Annotated in this window: 18 protein-coding genes; 10 read left to right on the forward strand and 8 right to left on the reverse strand. The window is 59.1% G+C overall.

Features of this window, described 5'->3' with window-relative positions:
* Window positions 1-174 precede the first annotated feature (174 nt).
* From QSV77_RS04825 to QSV77_RS04840, 4 genes are all read left to right on the forward strand, one after another.
* Window positions 175-672 (forward strand): GNAT family N-acetyltransferase, encoded by a 498-nt coding sequence (locus QSV77_RS04825; RefSeq protein WP_302732688.1) that lies wholly within the window; start codon window positions 175-177, stop codon window positions 670-672.
* Window positions 669-1,142 carry a GNAT family N-acetyltransferase gene (locus QSV77_RS04830; RefSeq protein WP_269697973.1) on the forward strand — a complete coding sequence of 158 codons (474 nt, stop codon included), beginning with the start codon at window positions 669-671 and terminating at the stop codon, window positions 1,140-1,142. Before QSV77_RS04825 ends, QSV77_RS04830 begins: the two co-directional genes overlap by 4 nt.
* A 110-nt stretch (window positions 1,143-1,252) precedes the next feature.
* Complete coding sequence (locus QSV77_RS04835) at window positions 1,253-1,651, forward strand: NADH:ubiquinone oxidoreductase subunit NDUFA12 (protein WP_046800275.1); 399 nt, start codon at window positions 1,253-1,255, stop codon at window positions 1,649-1,651.
* 132 nt (window positions 1,652-1,783) lie between these two features.
* A complete protein-coding gene (locus tag QSV77_RS04840; protein ID WP_046800274.1) occupies window positions 1,784-2,221 on the forward strand; it encodes a DUF2155 domain-containing protein in 438 nt (145 codons plus the stop codon).
* A gap of 18 nt (window positions 2,222-2,239) precedes the next feature.
* Here QSV77_RS04840 and QSV77_RS04845 read toward each other — a convergent pair whose 3' ends face one another.
* The 6 genes from QSV77_RS04845 to QSV77_RS04870 all read right to left on the reverse strand — a co-directional run bounded on the left by QSV77_RS04845 (window position 2,240) and on the right by QSV77_RS04870 (window position 6,714).
* Window positions 2,240-2,683, reverse strand: a complete 444-nt coding sequence (locus tag QSV77_RS04845; RefSeq protein WP_142839645.1) for a hypothetical protein — start codon at window positions 2,681-2,683, stop codon at window positions 2,240-2,242.
* A 79-nt stretch (window positions 2,684-2,762) separates the two neighbouring features.
* Window positions 2,763-3,407, reverse strand: a complete 645-nt coding sequence (gene aat / locus QSV77_RS04850) for a leucyl/phenylalanyl-tRNA--protein transferase (RefSeq protein WP_302732689.1) — start codon at window positions 3,405-3,407, stop codon at window positions 2,763-2,765.
* 6 nt (window positions 3,408-3,413) lie between these two features.
* Window positions 3,414-4,760: an acetyl-CoA carboxylase biotin carboxylase subunit gene (gene accC / locus QSV77_RS04855; protein WP_080834223.1), complete on the reverse strand. Its 1,347-nt coding sequence runs from the start codon at window positions 4,758-4,760 to the stop codon at window positions 3,414-3,416.
* A 12-nt stretch (window positions 4,761-4,772) separates the two neighbouring features.
* The gene (gene accB / locus QSV77_RS04860; protein ID WP_302732690.1) at window positions 4,773-5,258 is read right to left on the reverse strand and encodes an acetyl-CoA carboxylase biotin carboxyl carrier protein; all 486 of its coding nucleotides are present in this window, start codon (window positions 5,256-5,258) and stop codon (window positions 4,773-4,775) included.
* Window positions 5,259-5,283: 25 nt separating this feature from the next.
* The gene (aroQ, locus tag QSV77_RS04865; RefSeq protein WP_020012378.1) at window positions 5,284-5,721 is read right to left on the reverse strand and encodes a type II 3-dehydroquinate dehydratase; all 438 of its coding nucleotides are present in this window, start codon (window positions 5,719-5,721) and stop codon (window positions 5,284-5,286) included.
* A 225-nt stretch (window positions 5,722-5,946) separates the two neighbouring features.
* A complete protein-coding gene (locus QSV77_RS04870; protein ID WP_142839648.1) occupies window positions 5,947-6,714 on the reverse strand; it encodes a DsbA family protein in 768 nt (255 codons plus the stop codon).
* A 173-nt stretch (window positions 6,715-6,887) separates the two neighbouring features.
* Here QSV77_RS04870 and QSV77_RS04875 point away from each other — a divergent pair, with 173 nt between their 5' ends.
* The gene (locus tag QSV77_RS04875) at window positions 6,888-8,045 is read left to right on the forward strand and encodes a pyridoxal phosphate-dependent aminotransferase (protein WP_302733885.1); all 1,158 of its coding nucleotides are present in this window, start codon (window positions 6,888-6,890) and stop codon (window positions 8,043-8,045) included.
* 25 nt (window positions 8,046-8,070) lie between these two features.
* On the opposite strand, the gene QSV77_RS04880 is transcribed toward QSV77_RS04875, so the two are convergent.
* A complete protein-coding gene (locus QSV77_RS04880) occupies window positions 8,071-8,754 on the reverse strand; it encodes a helix-turn-helix transcriptional regulator (RefSeq protein ID WP_302732691.1) in 684 nt (227 codons plus the stop codon).
* 74 nt (window positions 8,755-8,828) lie between these two features.
* On the opposite strand from QSV77_RS04880, the gene QSV77_RS04885 reads away from it, so the two are divergent.
* From QSV77_RS04885 to QSV77_RS04895, 3 genes are all read left to right on the forward strand, one after another.
* The gene (locus tag QSV77_RS04885) at window positions 8,829-9,155 is read left to right on the forward strand and encodes an NIPSNAP family protein (RefSeq protein WP_271361120.1); all 327 of its coding nucleotides are present in this window, start codon (window positions 8,829-8,831) and stop codon (window positions 9,153-9,155) included.
* Window positions 9,152-9,517 (forward strand): antibiotic biosynthesis monooxygenase, encoded by a 366-nt coding sequence (locus tag QSV77_RS04890; protein ID WP_302732693.1) that lies wholly within the window; start codon window positions 9,152-9,154, stop codon window positions 9,515-9,517. Before QSV77_RS04885 ends, QSV77_RS04890 begins: the two co-directional genes overlap by 4 nt.
* 145 nt (window positions 9,518-9,662) lie before the next feature.
* Window positions 9,663-10,367, forward strand: a complete 705-nt coding sequence (locus tag QSV77_RS04895; RefSeq protein WP_302732695.1) for an SDR family oxidoreductase — start codon at window positions 9,663-9,665, stop codon at window positions 10,365-10,367.
* Window positions 10,368-10,563: 196 nt separating this feature from the next.
* On the opposite strand, the gene QSV77_RS04900 is transcribed toward QSV77_RS04895, so the two are convergent.
* Window positions 10,564-13,494 carry a ribonuclease E/G gene (locus QSV77_RS04900; protein WP_302732696.1) on the reverse strand — a complete coding sequence of 977 codons (2,931 nt, stop codon included), beginning with the start codon at window positions 13,492-13,494 and terminating at the stop codon, window positions 10,564-10,566.
* A 645-nt stretch (window positions 13,495-14,139) separates the two neighbouring features.
* Here QSV77_RS04900 and QSV77_RS04905 point away from each other — a divergent pair.
* Window positions 14,140-15,411 (forward strand): N-acetylmuramoyl-L-alanine amidase, encoded by a 1,272-nt coding sequence (locus QSV77_RS04905; protein ID WP_271361125.1) that lies wholly within the window; start codon window positions 14,140-14,142, stop codon window positions 15,409-15,411.
* Window positions 15,412-15,738: 327 nt separating this feature from the next.
* A complete protein-coding gene (locus QSV77_RS04910) occupies window positions 15,739-18,186 on the forward strand; it encodes a penicillin-binding protein 1A (RefSeq protein ID WP_142839657.1) in 2,448 nt (815 codons plus the stop codon).
* The last annotated feature ends 38 nt before the right edge of the window (window positions 18,187-18,224 follow it).

Below are 18,224 nucleotides of genomic sequence, written 5' to 3' on the forward strand. Positions count from 1 at the left end.
GCCGACAGCTCTCATCCGTCATCCTCGGGCTTGTCCCGAGGATCTAACGACCCACAAGGTCAAACGTGCTCAGATCCTCGGGACAAGCCCGAGGATGACGTCGAGTACGAGGGACTGACATCACTTCTGCCGGGATCAAAGCCCGGCATTTCTGTTTCAAGACGGAGCCAGATCATGTTTTTCATCCGCACAGCCAGCCTGCGTGACATCGAGCCGGTCCGGGCGCTGCTCGCGACGACATGGCACGCCACCTATGACGCGATCTACGGCGCAGACAAGGTGAACGAGCTGATTGCCGCATGGCATTCGCCGCAGGCCATGAAGGACCGTGTCGAGAAAAAGGGCGGCGAGTTTCTCGTTGCTGATGACGGCAAGCGGATCGGTGGCATGGCCTATGGCTCCATGTCCACCAAGATGGCGAAGACGGCCCTGTTGCACCAGCTCTATGTGGCGCCCGATCTTCAGCGGCAGGGCGTGGGCCGTGATCTCTTCGCCGAGCTGGAAACCTGCTTTCCGGATGCAGAAATCATGCGTCTTGAAGTCGAGCCTAAAAATACTGTCGCAATCGCCTTTTATGAAGGCGTCGGATTTGTCGAGGTAGACCGAATCGAGCGCATGGCCGGCATCGAGGGTTTACCCGGCATCGTTATGGAAAAGAGCCTGACCCGATGAATGCGACATTACAGAAGCTGATAATCCGCACGGCGCGCGAAGATGATCTTCCGGCGCTCGCCGCCATTTTTGCCGCCGACGAGATCGGCGGCCACGGTGACACCACCGACGAATCGGCGCAGCCCGATTATCTCGCTGCCTTCCGCGCCATTGCCGCATCGCCCAGCGAAACGCTTTATGTGGCGGAACTGGATGGCGAAGTGGTCGGTACTTTCCAGACGGCCATCCTCACCAAGCTCGTGGGGCGAGGGGCCAAATCCATGGTGATCGAGGCGGTGCAGACACGGTCTGACATGCGCGGACAGGGTATCGGCGCGGTGATGATCAATTATTGCCTTGAGGAAGCCCGTCGTCAGGGCATGAATGCCGCCCAGCTCACCTCCAACATGGCCCGGCTGGACGCACATCGCTTCTATGAGCGACTGGGTTTCGAGAAGCGGCATCTAGGCTTCAGGATGAAGCTGAAATAGCGCCGATATATCTCGAAATGCTGGACAATTGCCGTGAGGGGCGGCATAAGCATGTCTTGTGCCGTGCGATTTAAAATCGCTGCAGCGCATTCAAGCCCGAGGAACGGATAATGAAGACTCTCCTGACGCAAATCTTCACCTGGTGGAACGGCCAGACGATCGGAACGCGGTTTCATACCTGGCGTTTTGGCAAGAAAGTCGGACAGGATGAGTTGGGCAATACCTATTACGAAGGCGGCACCACCTCCTGGGGCATGCCGCGCCGCTGGGTGATCTATAATGGTTATGCGGAAGCCTCGGCCATTCCGCCGGGCTGGCATGGCTGGATGCATTACCGCACTGATGTGCCGCCGAGCCAGGAAAGCTACGTCGCACGTGACTGGCAGAAGCCGCATCAGCCGAACCACACCGGCACGTCCAAGGCCTATCGTCCCCAAGGGTCGCTGGCTGTTGCCGGCGAGCGCCCGCGCGTGACCGGCGACTACGACGCCTGGACCCCCGGCAACTAAGCATCTTGTGATGCGCGGTGTTGTGCAAAACGCCGCGCTTGCATCCGGCCTCACCGGTTTTTGCCACATTCCGCCCTTACGCGTTGATCCGGTCGGCGTCTCGACACAGGCAAATATTTGGAGACATATCGTATGAGGAAAATCACGCGGGATCGTTCTTTGCGTGCGCTGACAGTGTCGCTGTTTGCTGCGGTCTCTGCTGCCATCCTCATTTCACCCGTCTCTGCCGCCCGTCTGGAAAACCGCGTTGCGGTGTTTTCCGGCATCGACAAGATCACCGGCCGCATCACATCCTTTGATGTTTATATCGACGAGACGGTGCAATTCGGCGCGCTTCAGGTGACGCCAAAGGTCTGTTATTCCCGCGACCAGACGGAAACCCAGAAGATCGACGCTTTTGTCGAGGTCGATGAAATCACCCTCGACCGCAAGATCAAGCGAATCTTCACGGGCTGGATGTTCGCCGACAGCCCGGGCCTCAACGCCGTTGAGCACCCGATCTACGACGTGTGGTTGACGGGCTGCAAGCAGGACTCGGAAGTTCCTGCCCCTTCTACGGCCAGCAAATAATCACCGTCTGATCGATAATTACCGCTGGCGCTTCAGCTTCTCGGCCATAGCGGCCAAGGCTTTGCTTCTGCTTTCGAGTTGTTCGATCATTTCCTCCCGCGTCAGTTCGGGCCCGATCACGATTGGAACGCTGAATTTGTGGGGCCGATCGCTGGCAGGAGGCGAGGGGAATCGGACCTCGGAAAATACCTTCTTTACAGCCGCTCGGGCTTGGTAAGTGCTGTTCCTGATGTTTTTGACCTGTACGGCCTGCATTTTCCCCGTCTGGTCAACGCGAAAACTGACAAGGAGCACCTGCTGATTTTTCGTCCGCACGACCTTGAATTCGGGTCGGCCGGTTGCGCCCGCCAGGGCGCGTGAAACTTCGTGTCGCCAGGCGGCTTGCGGGTTGGGGCGTTGTTCAGCCGCAGTCGCCGTTGCTACCAGTGCCAGTGTTAACAAGAAGGCCGCGATCCAGCGCATGATCATCCCCCAATAAATGAAATATCATGATCGGATAAGTCAAGTTTTTGCGGGTTGCAAGAAAAATCTAAGCTTGTTTTCAGCGCGGATTTTCTTGGGCGATCAATTTATCAAAGGGCACATCCGGCCGGTCGACGGCGGCTTCCAGTATCGTCGCATATTCCGATTTTGGAATGTCGATTGCACCGAATGTTTTCAGGTGCTCGGTCGTGAATTGTGTGTCGAGCAGGGTAAACCCCTGCTGCCGCAACCGCTCCACCAGATGCACGAGGCAAATCTTCGAGGCGTTGGTGCGGCGGGAAAACATGCTTTCGCCAAAGAACGCGGCCCCCAGCGAGACGCCATAAAGACCGCCGACAAGTTCCTTGCCCTCCCACGCCTCAACGCTGTGGGCATGGCCGATCTGGTGAAGCTCGGTATAAAGCCTGCGAATGGTGGCGTTGATCCAGGTGCTGGGCCTGTCCGGCGCTTCCGCCGCACATCCCGCCATGACAGCTTCGAAGGCGGTGTTGAAGCGTATGTCGAACGGCTTCTTGCGCATCGCCTTGGCAAGGCTTTTGGAAACGTGAAAATCATTGAGCGGGATGATGCCGCGTATCTCCGGCTCGACCCAGAAAAGCTCCGGATCATCAGCCGAATCGGCCATGGGAAACAGGCCGGCGGAATAGGCGCGCAGCAGAATATCGACCGTTATGCCGTTATTTCTGCTGCGCCGCCCAGCCATATCGTCTTAGTGAGACGCGTCACCGGCCAGATATTTTTCCAGCCAGTGAATATCGTAATCGCCGTTCAGAATATCCTCATTCTGGAGAAGATCCTGGAAAAGCGGCAGCGTGGTCTTGATGCCATCAACGACGAATTCGTCCAGCGCCCGACGCAGGCGGCGGATGCACTCGTCACGGTCGCGACCGTGAACGATCAGCTTGCCGATCATGCTGTCGTAATAGGGCGGGATCTTGTAGCCCTGATAGGCGCCCGAATCGACGCGCACACCAAGGCCGCCCGGCGTGTGGAAATAGGTCAGCGTGCCCGGGGAGGGAACGAAGGTGCGCGGGTCTTCGGCATTGATACGGCATTCGATGGCATGGCCATGGAATTCGATATCCGCCTGCGTGACCGACAGGCCCTGGCCCGAAGCGACCCTGATCTGTTCCTGCACGAGATCCATGCCGGTGATGGCTTCCGTTACCGGATGCTCCACCTGCAGACGGGTGTTCATTTCGATGAAATAGAACTCGCCGTTTTCATACAGGAACTCGATGGTGCCGGCGCCGCGATATTTCAGCTTGCGCATGGCGTCGGCGCAAATTTCGCCGATCTTCATGCGCTGTTCGACTGTCAGTGCCGGTGAATTGGCTTCTTCCAGCACCTTCTGGTGACGGCGCTGCAGCGAGCAATCGCGTTCGCCAAGGTGAACTGCATTGCCTTCGCCATCGCCGAAAACCTGCACTTCGATATGGCGCGGCTTGCCGAGGTATTTTTCCATGTAAACGGCGTCGTTGCCGAAGGCTGCTGCCGCTTCGGAACGGGCAGTCGCTACTGCCTCTTCCAGATCGGCTTCGGTCTTCGCCACTTTCATGCCGCGGCCGCCACCGCCTGCCGTCGCCTTGATGAGGACCGGGAAGCCGATCGTCCGGGCGATTTCCATCGCGTTTTCGGGCTTCACTTCACCGTCGGAGCCGGGAACGACGGGAATGCCGAGTTCCTGCGCCGTCTGCTTGGCGGTGATCTTGTCGCCCATGATGCGGATATGTTCCGCGGTCGGCCCAATGAAGGTGATGCCGTGCGCGTCGAGAATATCGGCGAACTTGGCATTTTCCGACAGGAAGCCGTAACCGGGGTGAACGGCGTCCGCACCGGTGATTTCGCAGGCCGCAACGATCTGATGGATGTTGAGGTAGCTGTCACGCGAGGGCGGCGGGCCGATGCACACGCTTTCGTCGGCAAGGCGCACATGCATCGCATCCGCGTCGGCCGTGGAGTGCACGGCGACAGTCGGAATGCCAAGCTCTTTTGCTGCGCGCAGGACGCGCAGCGCGATCTCGCCACGGTTGGCTATGAGGATCTTCGAAACCATGCTGAACCGCCTTTATTCGATGACCACGAGGGCTTCGCCATACTCCACGGGCTGTGCGTCGTTGACGACGATTTCCACGACCTTGCCGGACTTGGGTGCCGGGATCTGGTTCATGGTCTTCATGGCTTCGACGATGAGGATGGTCTGGCCTTCCTTGACGGTCGCGCCCACTTCGATGAAGGGACGGGCGCCCGGAGCAGGCGACAGGTAAACCGTGCCGACCATCGGCGAGGAAACGGTGTTGGCCGGGTTGCGGGCCGGTGCTCCGGCAGCCGCAGGTGCTGCCGGCGCAACGATTGTCGGTACCGCAGCAGGCGCTGCTGCCGGCACTGCGTAGGGGGCGGGCGCCGCGTAAACCGGGGCGGGCGGCGCAGCGCGGGAAACGCGAATGCGCAGGTCGTCCTGCTCCACTTCAATTTCCGAAAGGTCGGTGTCGTTGAGGATATTCGCGAGTTCGCGGATCAGTTCCTTGTCGATACCCTGTTTCTTTTCAGACATGACAAACCCTATTCTTTGTTTCTTTTTATGCCGTGATGTTTTTCAGCGCGTGAAGCGCCATGATATATCCGTATGGTCCAAAACCGCAGACCATGCCCTTCGCTGCAGGTGATACCATCGATTTGTGACGGAACTCTTCGCGGGCGTGGATGTTGGAAATATGCACTTCCACGACGGGCGTGGAAATCGCACGAATGGCGTCATGCAACGCGATAGAGGTGTGGCTGTAAGCGCCGGGATTGATGACGACGCCTGCCGCCCGCTCACCCGCCTCATGCAACCAGTCCACAAGCACGCCTTCGTGGTTGGACTGGCGGAATTCCACTGCGAAACCGAGATCGGCACCAGCTTGAAGACAATCATTCTCGATGTCTTTCAGCGTCTTGCCACCATAGATACCCGGTTCCCTTTTTCCCAGCATGTTGAGATTGGGGCCGTTGATGACGATGATGATATTGCTCATTCAAGTTTCCATAAGAAAATCAGCGACAGCTATAGACTGCGCAGCCGCCAAGGAAAAGCCCCCGCAAGCCGGAAAGCGCCGGCTCGCCCGGCATCTCACAGGGAATGCAGGGGCTTTTTTAAGCATCCGACCGAAAAGTGTCTTGCGGTTTTCAGACAATCCGATGCTCGAACAAAAAATTTGAGCGGCAGGACCGGTTCCGATTTATCCCCGCCGCTCCAAAATTCACGAGCAGGTGGCTTTTCCACAGCTGCGCATATTGGCGATTTTTTCCTTCAGCGGGTCCGCACCGACAGCACCGAAAACCGCCTCATCGCCGACAATATAGGACGGCGTACCGGTGATGCCGAGGCTGTTGGCCAGCTTGTAGGTTTCCTGCACCTGCGCGTCATTGGGGTTTTCCGCCATCGACTTGCGGATGTCTGCCTCCTTGAGGCCGAGCGAGGTTGCCACTTCCATGGCGCTGTCCTCATTCGCCCGCCCGCGACCACCAAGCAGGGTACGCTGGAATTCCGCGTATTTGGCCGGAGCGAGCAGCTTCACGGCATTGGAAACGCGATGGGCGGCCACCGATTCCGGCCCGAGGATCGGAAATTCCTTGAGGACGACGCGTACTTTCTTGTCGCCCTTCAAAATCGCGTCCATATCGCCCATGGCGCGTTTGCAGTAACCGCAATTATAGTCGAAGAACTCGACCAGCGTCACATCGCCATCCGGGTTGCCGAGCGCCAGATCGTATTTCGATTCGAAGATGGTCTTCTTGTTGTCGGCAACGGCCTCCGCCGCCTTGGCGTTACGGGCTGCATATTGCTTGCGTTCCAGCGCGTCCTGAACCTCAAGCATGATCTCGGGGTTTTCGATTAGATATTGCTTGATGAATTCGCCCATTTCCTTCTTCTGCTCGGCATCCAGGGCATGGGCGGGCAGAGACGCGAAAACCGTCGAAAGGGCCGTCACGCTGGCGAGAAGGGTTGAACGGAGAAGATGCGCCATATCGGTCCTCATTACTGTGCGGTCAGTGCTTCATGAATATCATGATGGCAATTACCTTACTTTAAGCCAAATGCCATACGGCAAAAATAGTTGTCCGCATTATGGTCGCATGATTGTGAAGATTGTGATTCTGCGGCAAGTCTGCGAAATACGGTTCAGGAAAGAGCATGCCCTTGATTACGATGTCGAAGCGAAGCGCAGTCGAACCCTTTCACGCCATGGATATCCTGGCGGAAGCGAACCGGCGCAGGCAGGCGGGACGCCCCGTCATTTCCATGGCTGTCGGGCAGCCCTCCCATCCAGCACCGAAGGCCTCGCTGGAAGCGGCGCAGGAGGCGCTGAAGCACGGGCGCATCGGTTATACCGACGCGCTGGGCCTGCGTGAGTTGCGCGAAGCGATTGCCGGCCATTACCGGCTGCGCCATCAGGTGGCCATCGATCCGGCGCGCATTGCCGTAACAACAGGGTCTTCCGCCGCCTTCAATCTTGCCTTCCTCAGCCTCTTCGATGCCGGTGATCATCTCGCGATCGCAAGGCCCGGCTATCCGGCCTATCGCAATATTTTGAAGGCACTTGGCCTGAATGTGGTCGAAGTGCCGGTTACGGCCGAAACCGGCTATACGCTGACGCCCGCCAGTCTGGAGCGGGCGGAGGCCAAAGCTGGCTGCAAGCTGAAAGGCGTGCTTCTGGCAAGCCCGGCCAATCCGACCGGCACCGTCACCGGCCGCGAGGCGCTGAAGCGGCTGGCGAACTATTGCGAAAGCCGCGACATGGCCTTCATCTCCGACGAGATCTATCACGGCCTTACCTTTGTCGGTGAAGAAACGAGCGCGCTTGAAATCACCGACAGTGCGGTGATCATCAATTCCTTCTCGAAATATTACTGCATGACCGGCTGGCGTATCGGCTGGATGGTCCTGCCGGAAAATCTTGTCCGCCCGGTCGAGTGCCTTGCCCAGAGCCTTTATATCTCACCGCCGGAACTGTCACAGCTTGCAGCAACCGCAGCCTTTTCGGCAGCGGAGGAACTGGATGTCTACAGGGAAAGCTATCGCACCAACCGCGATTTCCTGATGGCGCGCCTGCCGGAAATCGGCCTGCCGCTTGCATCGCCCATGGACGGGGCTTTTTACGCCTATGTCGATACCAGCCGTTTTTCCAATGACAGCATGGATTTTGCCAGGCGCATGCTGGCGGAAATCGATGTGGCGGCGACACCGGGCATGGATTTCGATCCCGAGGAAGGCCATCGAGCACTGCGCATTTCCTATGCCGGTTCGGTCTCTGATATCGCCGAGGCCGTGGGCCGTATCGCCGGTTGGCTGAAATAAGAACCGATCGACCGCCGAGAGGTTATCAGGCGGGCGTGCAGCCGAAGGTGCTGTTGAACGCCTTTTCACCCTTTGTCGTGAAGGTCAGCACGCGGCCATTTCCGCGCCGCAGCCAGTCGCGCTGCTGCATGGCATCGAGCAGCGATGCGCCAAGCCCGCCGCCGAGGTGATGCCGGCGCTCGCTCCAGTCCAGGCAATGCAGGCAGACCGGGCGGCGGGCTTTTTCGAGCGGCGAAAGATCAATACCGAAGCTTGAGAAAAAGTCGCGCCCGCTATCCGTCAGCGTGGGATCGTCACCCTGCGTCACGAGTCCATTCGCGGTGATGGCCGCAAGCAGCGCCACGCCGCTTTCCCCGGCCAGATGATCATAACAGATGCGCGCTTCGCGCAGCGCCTTGTCCTTCGGTCCGGTGCGCACGCGCACCGCGCCGGTGCGCTGGGCAAGCCCCATCAATGCTTCCAGAACCTGCGCGACATCCTCGTCGGAAAGACGGAAATAACGATGACGCCCCTGTTTTTCCGCTTTCAGCAGCTGGGCATCGGAGAGTTTTGACAAGTGCCCGCTGGCAGTCTGCAGGGTCACGCCGGCGGCTTCGGCAAGCTCGCTTGCCGTCAGCGCACGTCCATCCATCAGCGCCGTCAAGATGTTCGCGCGGGCAGGGTCGCCAATCAGGGCGGCGACATTGGCGATCAGGGGTCCGTCTTTCATAGTTCGATGATAGCCGAAGCATTGATGCGAGGCAATGGCTTAGACAGGAGAGGCAGAAGACGAGGAGAAAGATGATGTTGACCTGTTTCATCCGTTATGAGATCGACCCTTTCAAGGTCGATGCCTTCGACAGATATGCCCGCAACTGGGGAGAGGCGATACCGCGCTGTGGGGCCGATCTCATCGGTTATTACGCACCGAAGGAGGGATCGAGCACGATCGCTTACGGTGTCTATAATATTGAAAACCTCGCAGCCTACGAGGCCTACAGGGCACGGCTTGCCGCCGATCCGGCAGGGCGCGAGAATTATGAATTCGCCCGCCGCGAGCAATTCATCCGCCGGGAAGACAGGCTTTTCCTGCGGCTTGCCTCCGCTCCCCATGCCGGAGGTGAGCGATGATCGCCGTCATCTTCGAGGTCTTTCCGGCCCAGGGCGAGAAACAGCATTATCTCGATATCGCTGCCAGCCTGCGCTCTGAACTGGAAACCATTGACGGCTTCATATCCGTCGAGCGGTTTCAGAGCATCAGTAATCCCGACAAGATGCTTTCTCTGTCGTTCTTCCGGGATGAGGAGGCGGTGAAGGCGTGGCGCAACACCGCGCCGCATCGCGCAGCGCAGGCCATGGGACGCTCCGGCGTCTTTGCCAATTACCGCCTGCGTATCGCTTGCGTGATGCGGGACTACGGTCTGCGGGAGAGGGAGGAGGCTCCGCCGGACAGCAGATACGCTCATTCCGCGGAGGGGGAAGTGCCTTGCTGAGACGCCGCGAGCATCAGTTTTTCTTCATGCCGGCCCAAGGCTTTCTGGTTCGAACTTATTTCCGAAACCCGCTATAGATGAGGCGGTTCAAGGATGGAGAAGGATCGCCACGCGGCGGTTCACCGGATTGGAAATGGAGAAATCGATGTCGGCAGAAAAAGTGGCTGTTGTAACGGCGGGTGGTAGCGGCATGGGTGCCGCCGTGGCGAAACGGCTGGCTGCGGACGGCTACAAGCTCGCGATCCTGTCGTCTTCGGGCAAGGGGGAAGCCCTGGCGCAGGAACTGGGCGGCATCGGCATCACCGGCTCCAACCAGTCCAATGACGATCTCCAGCGCCTCACGGATCTGACGCTCGAAAAATTCGGCCGTATCGATGTGCTGGTCAACAGCGCCGGACATGGCCCGCGCGCCTCCATCCTCGATATTACCGACGAGCAATGGCATACGGGTCTCGACGTCTATCTCATGAACGTCATCCGCCCGACAAGGATCATTGCCCCGGTCATGGTCAAGCAGAAGGCGGGCGCGATCATCAACATCTCCACCGCCTGGGCCTTCGAGCCGAGCAGCATGTTCCCGACATCGGCCGTCTTCCGCGCCGGCCTTGCCTCCTACAGCAAGATTTTTTCCGATACCTATGCAGCCGACAATGTGCGCATGAACAACGTCCTGCCCGGCTGGATCGACAGCCTGCCGGGCACGGAAGAACGCCGGGAGAGCGTGCCGATGCAGCGTTACGGGAAAAGCGAGGAGATAGCGGCCACCGTGGCGTTCCTCGCATCCGAGGGGGCAGGGTACATCACCGGCCAGAACATCCGTGTCGATGGTGGGCTGACGCGGTCTGTCTGACGGTTCAGGCATAACAAGCGGTGCTTTAGCCTGGGGTAAAGATGCCCTTATATGGCGCCTGCATTGCGGGCAGATGCGCAGCTTCTCTCCGCATTCATCGTCCTCGCCTCAAGGGCGGGGATGACGCGAGAGCAGTGTTCGTCAAAAGCAAAAAGCCCGCAACATGGTTGCGGGCTTTTCGTTTCAGTCGCTTCTATCAGAAGAAGCCCTTGCGCTGCCACCAGCCGCCCTTGCGCGGCTTCGGCTCATCGCCGTCGGGATTGTTCGCGGACGAACCGGAAGAGGTCACGACCGGCTCCGAACTGGAGACATTGCTGCCCCGGTTCGCGCGGGTCTTTTCTTCCGTCGCGGGTGCGTCTGCTTCAGGCGCCAGATCGGCCGAAGCTTCACCGATTTCTTCGATGGCGACATCGACGACGGTCGCTTCAACGACTGCCGGCTCAATGACCACCGGCTCGACCGTTTCAACGGTTTCAGCCTTCGGTGCGTCTTCAGCCTCGGTCTTGGCTTTCGCCTTGCGGGTGCGGCGCGGCTTCTTCGGCGCTTCTTCAGCCACAACGTCGGCAACCACGCCTTCCATCACGTCGGCGGCGGTGGGCTCTTCGGTTACGGGCGCTGCGGCGGAAACCTCTTCGCCTTCCGTCTCGCCTTCGTCGCCGGCTTCCGTGCCTGCAGCATCGAGAGCCTCGTCACGGTTGCGGCGGCCGCCACGCTTGCCGCGACGGCGGCGCTTGCGCTTGCCGTCTTCGTCGGAGTTTGCGGCTTCGTTCACGCCGTTTTCGTCGGCATCACCATCGGTGTCATCGGCTTCGGCGCTGTCGTCGTCACCTTCAGCATCATCGGCATCATCGCCGGCCTGTGCGTCAAGAGCGCCGTTCTGGTCGTTCTGTCCGCCCTTGCCACGACGGCGGCGACGACGCTTGCGCTTGCGCTTGCCATCTTCACCGTTTTCGCCCTGCTGCTGCTGACGCGGCTCGCCAGCCTGCGCCTTGACGATTTCTTCCTCTTCCTCGTCCTCTTCCGCCTCGATGACGATATCGTCTTCCTCTTCGACGAAGTTCGGAAGCATCTGGATGAGGCTTTCGATCTTCACCGGATTTTCGACGGCTTCGCCGCGATCGATGGCGAAATGCTGTGCACCGACGCTGGAATCGGCGGCAATGATGATCGACACGCCAAAGCGGCCTTCATAATCGACGATCGTGCCACGCTTGTGGTTAAGCAGGTAAAGCGCCGTTTCCGGCGTGCAGCGCACCGTGATGTTGTGGGTGGTGTTACGCAGCAGATATTCCTCGACGCCGCGCAGAACATGCAGCGCGATGGAGGATTCCGAACGTACATGGCCCGTGCCGCCACAATGCTGGCAGACCTGGGTGGTCGATTCCAGCACCGAAGCGCGGATGCGCTGGCGCGACATTTCCAGAAGGCCGAAATGCGAGATGCGGCCGACCTGGATGCGGGCGCGGTCGTTCTTCAGGCAATCCTTGAGCTTCTTTTCGACAGCGCGGTTGTTGCGCTTTTCTTCCATGTCGATGAAGTCGATGACGACAAGACCGGCAAGGTCACGCAGGCGCAGCTGGCGCGCCACTTCTTCCGCCGCCTCGAGGTTGGTCGTCAGCGCGGTTTCCTCGATGGAATGCTCGCGGGTCGAACGGCCGGAGTTGACGTCGATCGAAACCAGCGCTTCCGTCTGGTTGATGATGAGGTAACCGCCGGATTTCAGCGTCACCTGCGGCTGCAGCATCCGGTCGAGCTGGGCTTCGATGCCGGAGCGCGAGAAGATCGGGTGAATGTCGCGGTAAGGCTGAACCACCTTGGCATGGCTCGGCATCAGCATCTTCATGAAGTCTTTCGCTTCACGATAGCCTTCTTCGCCGGAAACGATGATCTCGCCGATATCCTTGTTATAGAGATCGCGGATCGAGCGCTTGATCAGCGAGCCTTCCTCGTAAACGAGGCAGGGGGCGGTGGAATTCAGCGTCAGCGTGCGGACGTTTTCCCACAGGCGCATCAGATATTCGAAGTCGCGCTTGATTTCGACGCGGGTGCGGTTGGCGCCTGCGGTACGCAGAATGACGCCCATGCCCTGCGGAACCTCCAGATCACGCGCGATTTCCTTCAGGCGCTTGCGGTCGGTTGGCTGGGTGATCTTGCGGGAAATGCCACCGCCACGCGCCGTATTCGGCATCAGCACGGAATAACGGCCGGCAAGCGACAGATAGGTGGTGAGTGCAGCACCCTTGTTGCCACGTTCTTCCTTGGCCACCTGCACCAGAAGGATCTGGCGGCGCTTGATGACTTCCTGGATGCGATACTGCTTGCGCGGCTTGCGGGCAACGCGATCGGGAACTTCCTCCATCGCGTCTTCGGCGCCGACGGATTCGATCACTTCCTTTTCGTGATGATCGTCGTCATCGTCGTCGTCATCATCGTCATTGCCACGGCGAAGGCCTTCGACTTCTTCGGAAATCGTATCGGTATCGACCATTGCGGCCATTTCGCCGCCTGTGCTGCCGTCTTCGTCGGAAGAGGCCTCAGCGGCTTCGGCTGCGAGTTCTTCTTCCGTCTTCTTCTTGGCGCGGGGGCGGCGAACGCGCTTCTTCGGCTTTTCTTCCTCGGCCGGTGCTTCTTCCGCAACGGTCTCGACGGCTGCAACCGCAGTCTCTTCGGAGACTTCCTCGGCTGCAGTCGCTGGCGCAGCCTCTTCCGTCACCACGACTTCAACGGTTTCGCTTGCCGATACGATGCCGACATCGGGCTGATCAACCTGCGAAAGATCGATTGCCGGCGCACCGGGCTCGGGCGCATCTGCCGATTCGAAGTCGTCGCTGCGGCGATGATCTTCGGCTTCGGCCCTCAGCAGAGCCTGACGGTCGGCAAGCGGGATCTGGTAATAATCCGGATGGATTTCCGCAAAGGCGAGAAAGCCGTGGCGATTTCCACCGTAATCGACGAAGGCCGCCTGAAGCGAGGGTTCAACCCTCGTCACCTTGGCAAGGTAGATATTGCCGCGGATCTGTTTCTTGTGCTCCGATTCAAAATCGAATTCTTCGATCCGGTTCCCACGGACAACGACTACGCGTGTCTCCTCTTCGTGGGAGGCGTCGATAAGCATTTTGTCTGCCATGTAAGCTGTGCTCCTCGGCGCAGCCTTGTTTTATACGAGAACAGGCCCGCCATACGGACGGGCCTTTCATATGAGTGCAAGGATGTGCCGGAAATGAAGTCTCCTGCCGGGCGTCTGTAAACTGGCAGCATCCGGACCGACGGCGAGGCACATGGCCTGCTCCTGGTATCCGGTTCATGTGAAAACTGCTGCGACATCATTGGCCAGGCGGAACGACAATAATATATAGACCCCTTGGGGTCCGATGAATTTGCTCTCCTCAGAGCAGCGGTGGTAGGGCCACCGGGTAGGTCTCCGGCCACGGCCGGAATTGATCCAGTTTCAGGATAAATGTAACGACGGCAGATGATTGCCCGTTTTGCAGCGCCAGCGTCTTTTTCGATTGGCAGCCGGCGGGCATCTATCCCGTCAACACTTTTAACCCTCATCCTTGTTGTATGTTTTCTCTGTCATAATAGCAATAGGGTGGCTAAATATGCCATATTGTTGGTGGAATTTCCGGGTTAACAATTGGTTCACCAAGGCCTGCGATTGTGGGGCGCAAACGCGCAAACAAACGTCCGGCGTGGTCGAAACGGTGCCGTTCCCGGTGCTTTTCCGCTCCATTTATCGAAAATGACTGAAATACGGAATTTCTTGAAGACCATGAATTTCACGCGCAGCGCAGAGATATCAGGTGGGGCAGGGCCGCTTGGCGTGCGAATCGCGCGGCTTGCGCGTGCCTTCGTCGTTCCGGTCTTCCTTTCGGTCGTCACAGTCCTCTGTGGCGTCCCGCAGGCCTTTGCGCTTGAACCGCTTGTCGCCAATCAGGCGCGCATCATCGGCGACGAGGCGCGCACCCGCATCGTTCTCGATTTCGCGGAAGAGCCGGAATTCGATGTTCACTATCTCGATTCGCCGGCCCGCATCGTCGTTGATTTTCCGGCGGTGAATTTCGCCTTTCCGGTATCCGACCTCAAACCGACAGGCCTTTTTTCAGATATCCGCTTTGGCAGCATGGGCCAGAACAGCGCCCGTATCGTGCTGACCGCGAAAAAACCGGTGCAGGTGGCGGTGGCCGAAACGAAAAAGGGCGAGGACGGCGCAGCTTTCCGTTTCGTGCTGGATACGGAAATCACCACCAAAGCAAAATTCGCCGAACTGGTGAAGACCCAGCAATGGCAGACGCCGGCACCGGTTACCACCGCGGCGATCACACCCGGCGACAAGACGGCGCGGCAGGCGGAGTTCGTTATCGCGGTCGATGCCGGTCATGGCGGCATCGATGCCGGTGCGACAGGCGGGGCGACCGGTACGGAAGAGAAGGTCATCACATTGACCTTTGCCAGGGAACTCGTTGAACGGCTGAACCGGGAACCGGGCATCAAGGCGTTCCTGACCCGTGATTCCGATACGTTTCTTGCCTTGTCTGAGCGCGTGACGATCGCCCGGCAGAACAATGCCAACCTGTTCATTTCCGTCCACGCCGACACCCTGAAGCAGAAGGGTATCCGTGGCGCTACCGTCTATACATTGTCGGACCGCGCCTCTGACCGCATGGCGCAGGAATTGGCGGAGCGTGAAAACAAGTCCGATCAGATCGCCGGTGTGGCTGTCTCCACCGAGCCGCCGGAAGTCGCCGATATCCTGCTTGATTTCACCCGTCGTGAAACCCAGGCCTTTTCTGTGACACTGGCGGAAAACATCGTGTCCTCCTTCGAGGGGCAGGTCGGCCTCATCAACAATCCGCATCGTTACGCCGGTTTCATGGTGTTGCGCGCCCATGATGTGCCATCGGTGCTGCTGGAACTGGGTTTCCTCTCCAATCCGGAGGATGAAAAGCTGCTCCTCGATGCCGAATGGCGCAATAAGGTCTCCGACAGGCTGGCGACCGCAGTGGGGCGATACCGCGCCAAGGCCATGGCAAACGGCGGCTGAAACACCGGGCGGCGCCGTAAAAGCACTGTTGCCGCCGTGCCGATTGCAGCCAAAAAGCTGTTCAATTCTTGGGCCTTGCGGATTATTAACTGCCCGAAGCCCTATTTTACTCACATTCCCCGCGTTACTCGGGAGCGGATTCGGTGGCGATCCGCACAGCGACAGAAACGCGATATGCGGCGGTTGACCCGGTAACATATCAGCGAATGCTGCCGTATCCGGCTTGTCATCGAAGGTATGGTGTGCAAAACGGCACGCGATATGCAAGGATACGCCCGTAAATCGTCGGGCGTTGATGGTTACGATTCGAATTATCGGTAGCTTGGTATGATCAGACTGATTGGATATTTTTTCGGCTTGGCCAGCGTGCTCTTCCTGTGCGCCGCCGTCGTCGGTGCGATTTATTTGCACGGCGTGACGAAGGACCTGCCGGATTACGCAGTTCTGAGCACCTATGAGCCGCCGGTAACGACCCGCGTGCACGCCGGCAACGGTGCGTTGATGGCGGAATATGCCCATGAAAAACGCCTGTTCCTGCCAATCCAGGCCATCCCCGACCGGGTGAAGGCGGCCTTCCTTTCGGCGGAAGATAAGAATTTCTACAACCATCCGGGCGTTGATATCTTCGGTCTTGGCCGCGCCATTCTCGTCAATATCCAGAACTTAGGCTCGGGCCGTCGTCCGGTCGGCGCTTCCACCATCACCCAGCAGGTGGCGAAAAACTTCCTGCTGACCAACGACCAGACCATTGACCGCAAGCTCAAGGAAGCCATTCTCTCCTTCCGTATCGAGCAGACCTATTCCAAGGACAAGATTCTCGAGCTTTATCTCAACGAGATTTTCTTCGGCCTGAATTCCTACGGCATTGCCGGCGCGGCTCTCACCTATTTCAATAAATCGGTGACGGAACTGACGATTGCCGAGACCGCCTATCTCGCATCGCTGCCGAAGGGCCCGGCCAATTACCATCCGATCCGCCGCGAAAAGGCAGCTCTCGAGCGCCGCGACTGGGTAATCGACCGCATGGCCGAAAACGGCTACATCACCGTTGCAGACGCGACCGACGCCAAAAAACAGCCGCTCGGTGTCAATCTGCGCCGCGGCGGCGCGCATATCTTCGCATCCGACTATTTTGCGGAGGAAGTCCGCCGCCAGATCGTCGAGAAATACGGTGAGGAAGCGCTTCTCGAAGGCGGGCTGTCGGTCCGCACCTCTTTCGATCCGCAGATCCAGGCGGAGGCGCGCAAGGCGCTTCAGGATGGTCTGGTGCAATATGACGAGCGTCGCGGTTTCCGCGGACCCGTCGAAAAAATCGAAACGACCGGTGACTGGACGGCGGCGCTCGCCAAGGTCAAGGGCCTGCGCGACGTTCCCGAATGGAAGGTCGCCGTGGTCCTCGCCGTTGCGGCCGATGGTGTCGATATCGGTGTGCAGCCGGACACGGAAACCGAAGATGGCGACAAGCGCACGCGCGGCCATATCTCCGCTGAAAACATGCGCTGGGCCTATCGTGATGCGACCGGCAAAAAGGCAACTGCCAAGTCGCCGGTAGGTGTCGTTGCGGCAGGCGATGTGATTTATGCGCAGCCGCTTGCCAATTCCGGCAATGAATATCGTCTGCGTCAGCCGCCGAAAGTGCAGGGCGGCATGGTGGTGATGGATCCGCATACCGGCCGTGTTCTGGCCATGGTGGGCGGTTTCTCCTACGCGCAGTCGGAATTCAACCGCTCCACGCAGGCCATGCGCCAGCCGGGTTCCTCCTTCAAGCCGTTCATCTACGCGGCGGCCCTCGACAATGGTTATACACCGGCATCGGTCATTCTCGACGCGCCGATCGAGGTGGTTTCCGGCGGTCAGGTCTGGAAGCCGCAGAATTACGGCGGGGGCTCCGCCGGTCCGTCTACCCTGCGTCTCGGCATCGAAAAATCCCGTAACCTCATGACCGTGCGCCTGGCGCAGGACATGGGCATGAACCTGGTGGCGGAATATGCCGAACGTTTCGGTATCTATGACAAGATGCCGCCGCTTCTCGCCATGTCGCTCGGTTCGGGTGAAACCACCGTCATGCGTATGGTCTCGGCCTATTCGGTCATTGCCAATGGCGGCAAGCAGATCAAGCCGACGCTGATCGACCGCATTCAGGACCGTTACGGCAAGACGATCTTCCGTCATGAGGAGCGTGCCTGTGAAGGCTGCAATGCCACCAGCTGGCAGAACCAGGATGAGCCTGTCATCGTCGACAATCGCGAGCAGGTTCTTGACCCGATGACCGCTTACCAGACGACGTCCATGCTGGAAGGTGTGGTGCAGCGCGGCACGGCGGCGGGCAAGATCAAGGTCAATCTGCCGGTTGCCGGCAAGACGGGCACCACCAATGATGAAAAGGACGCCTGGTTCGTCGGTTATACGCCGGACATGGTTGCCGGCCTCTATATCGGCTTCGATTCACCCGCACCGCTCGGTCGCGGCGGCACGGGCGGTTCGCTGTCGGCACCGATCTTCGGTGAGTTCATCGCCGATGCGGCCAAGCATCTGGAGCCGAGCAAGTTCATCGTGCCTGCCGGCATGAACTTCGTCGCCGTCAACCGCAAGACGGGCATGGCGGCGGTTGAGGGTGAGCCGGACACCATCATGGAAGCCTTCAAGCCAGGCACCGGCCCGGCCGACAGCTTCTCGGTGATCGGCGCGGAAAACTACATGTCTCAGGAAGATATTCTGAAGACCTCGCCGCAGGCGCAGCAGGCCATCACCGGCGGTGGCGGCGGTCTTTATTGACACCAGTTCCGGGATCATCGGGGGGCGCGGGTCTTTAC

This window comes from Agrobacterium sp. V1, from assembly GCF_030518355.1.
In the GTDB taxonomy this organism is placed as follows: Bacteria; Pseudomonadota; Alphaproteobacteria; order Rhizobiales; family Rhizobiaceae; genus Agrobacterium; species Agrobacterium cucumeris.

What these genes read in the sequence shown, in the direction of transcription:
- QSV77_RS04825 (WP_302732688.1), top strand. Translation starts at nt 175, where the DNA reads ATGTTTTTCATCCGCACAGCCAGCCTGCGTGACATCGAGCCGGTCCGG.
- QSV77_RS04830 (WP_269697973.1), top strand. Translation starts at nt 669, where the DNA reads ATGAATGCGACATTACAGAAGCTGATAATCCGCACGGCGCGCGAAGAT.
- QSV77_RS04835 (WP_046800275.1), top strand. Translation starts at nt 1,253, where the DNA reads ATGAAGACTCTCCTGACGCAAATCTTCACCTGGTGGAACGGCCAGACG.
- QSV77_RS04840 (WP_046800274.1), top strand. Translation starts at nt 1,784, where the DNA reads ATGAGGAAAATCACGCGGGATCGTTCTTTGCGTGCGCTGACAGTGTCG.
- QSV77_RS04845 (WP_142839645.1), bottom strand. Translation starts at nt 2,683, where the DNA reads ATGCGCTGGATCGCGGCCTTCTTGTTAACACTGGCACTGGTAGCAACG.
- aat (WP_302732689.1), bottom strand. Translation starts at nt 3,407, where the DNA reads ATGGCTGGGCGGCGCAGCAGAAATAACGGCATAACGGTCGATATTCTG.
- accC (WP_080834223.1), bottom strand. Translation starts at nt 4,760, where the DNA reads ATGGTTTCGAAGATCCTCATAGCCAACCGTGGCGAGATCGCGCTGCGC.
- accB (WP_302732690.1), bottom strand. Translation starts at nt 5,258, where the DNA reads ATGTCTGAAAAGAAACAGGGTATCGACAAGGAACTGATCCGCGAACTC.
- aroQ (WP_020012378.1), bottom strand. Translation starts at nt 5,721, where the DNA reads ATGAGCAATATCATCATCGTCATCAACGGCCCCAATCTCAACATGCTG.
- QSV77_RS04870 (WP_142839648.1), bottom strand. Translation starts at nt 6,714, where the DNA reads ATGGCGCATCTTCTCCGTTCAACCCTTCTCGCCAGCGTGACGGCCCTT.
- QSV77_RS04880 (WP_302732691.1), bottom strand. Translation starts at nt 8,754, where the DNA reads ATGAAAGACGGACCCCTGATCGCCAATGTCGCCGCCCTGATTGGCGAC.
- QSV77_RS04885 (WP_271361120.1), top strand. Translation starts at nt 8,829, where the DNA reads ATGTTGACCTGTTTCATCCGTTATGAGATCGACCCTTTCAAGGTCGAT.
- QSV77_RS04890 (WP_302732693.1), top strand. Translation starts at nt 9,152, where the DNA reads ATGATCGCCGTCATCTTCGAGGTCTTTCCGGCCCAGGGCGAGAAACAG.
- QSV77_RS04895 (WP_302732695.1), top strand. Translation starts at nt 9,663, where the DNA reads ATGTCGGCAGAAAAAGTGGCTGTTGTAACGGCGGGTGGTAGCGGCATG.
- QSV77_RS04900 (WP_302732696.1), bottom strand. Translation starts at nt 13,494, where the DNA reads ATGGCAGACAAAATGCTTATCGACGCCTCCCACGAAGAGGAGACACGC.
- QSV77_RS04905 (WP_271361125.1), top strand. Translation starts at nt 14,140, where the DNA reads ATGAATTTCACGCGCAGCGCAGAGATATCAGGTGGGGCAGGGCCGCTT.
- QSV77_RS04910 (WP_142839657.1), top strand. Translation starts at nt 15,739, where the DNA reads ATGATCAGACTGATTGGATATTTTTTCGGCTTGGCCAGCGTGCTCTTC.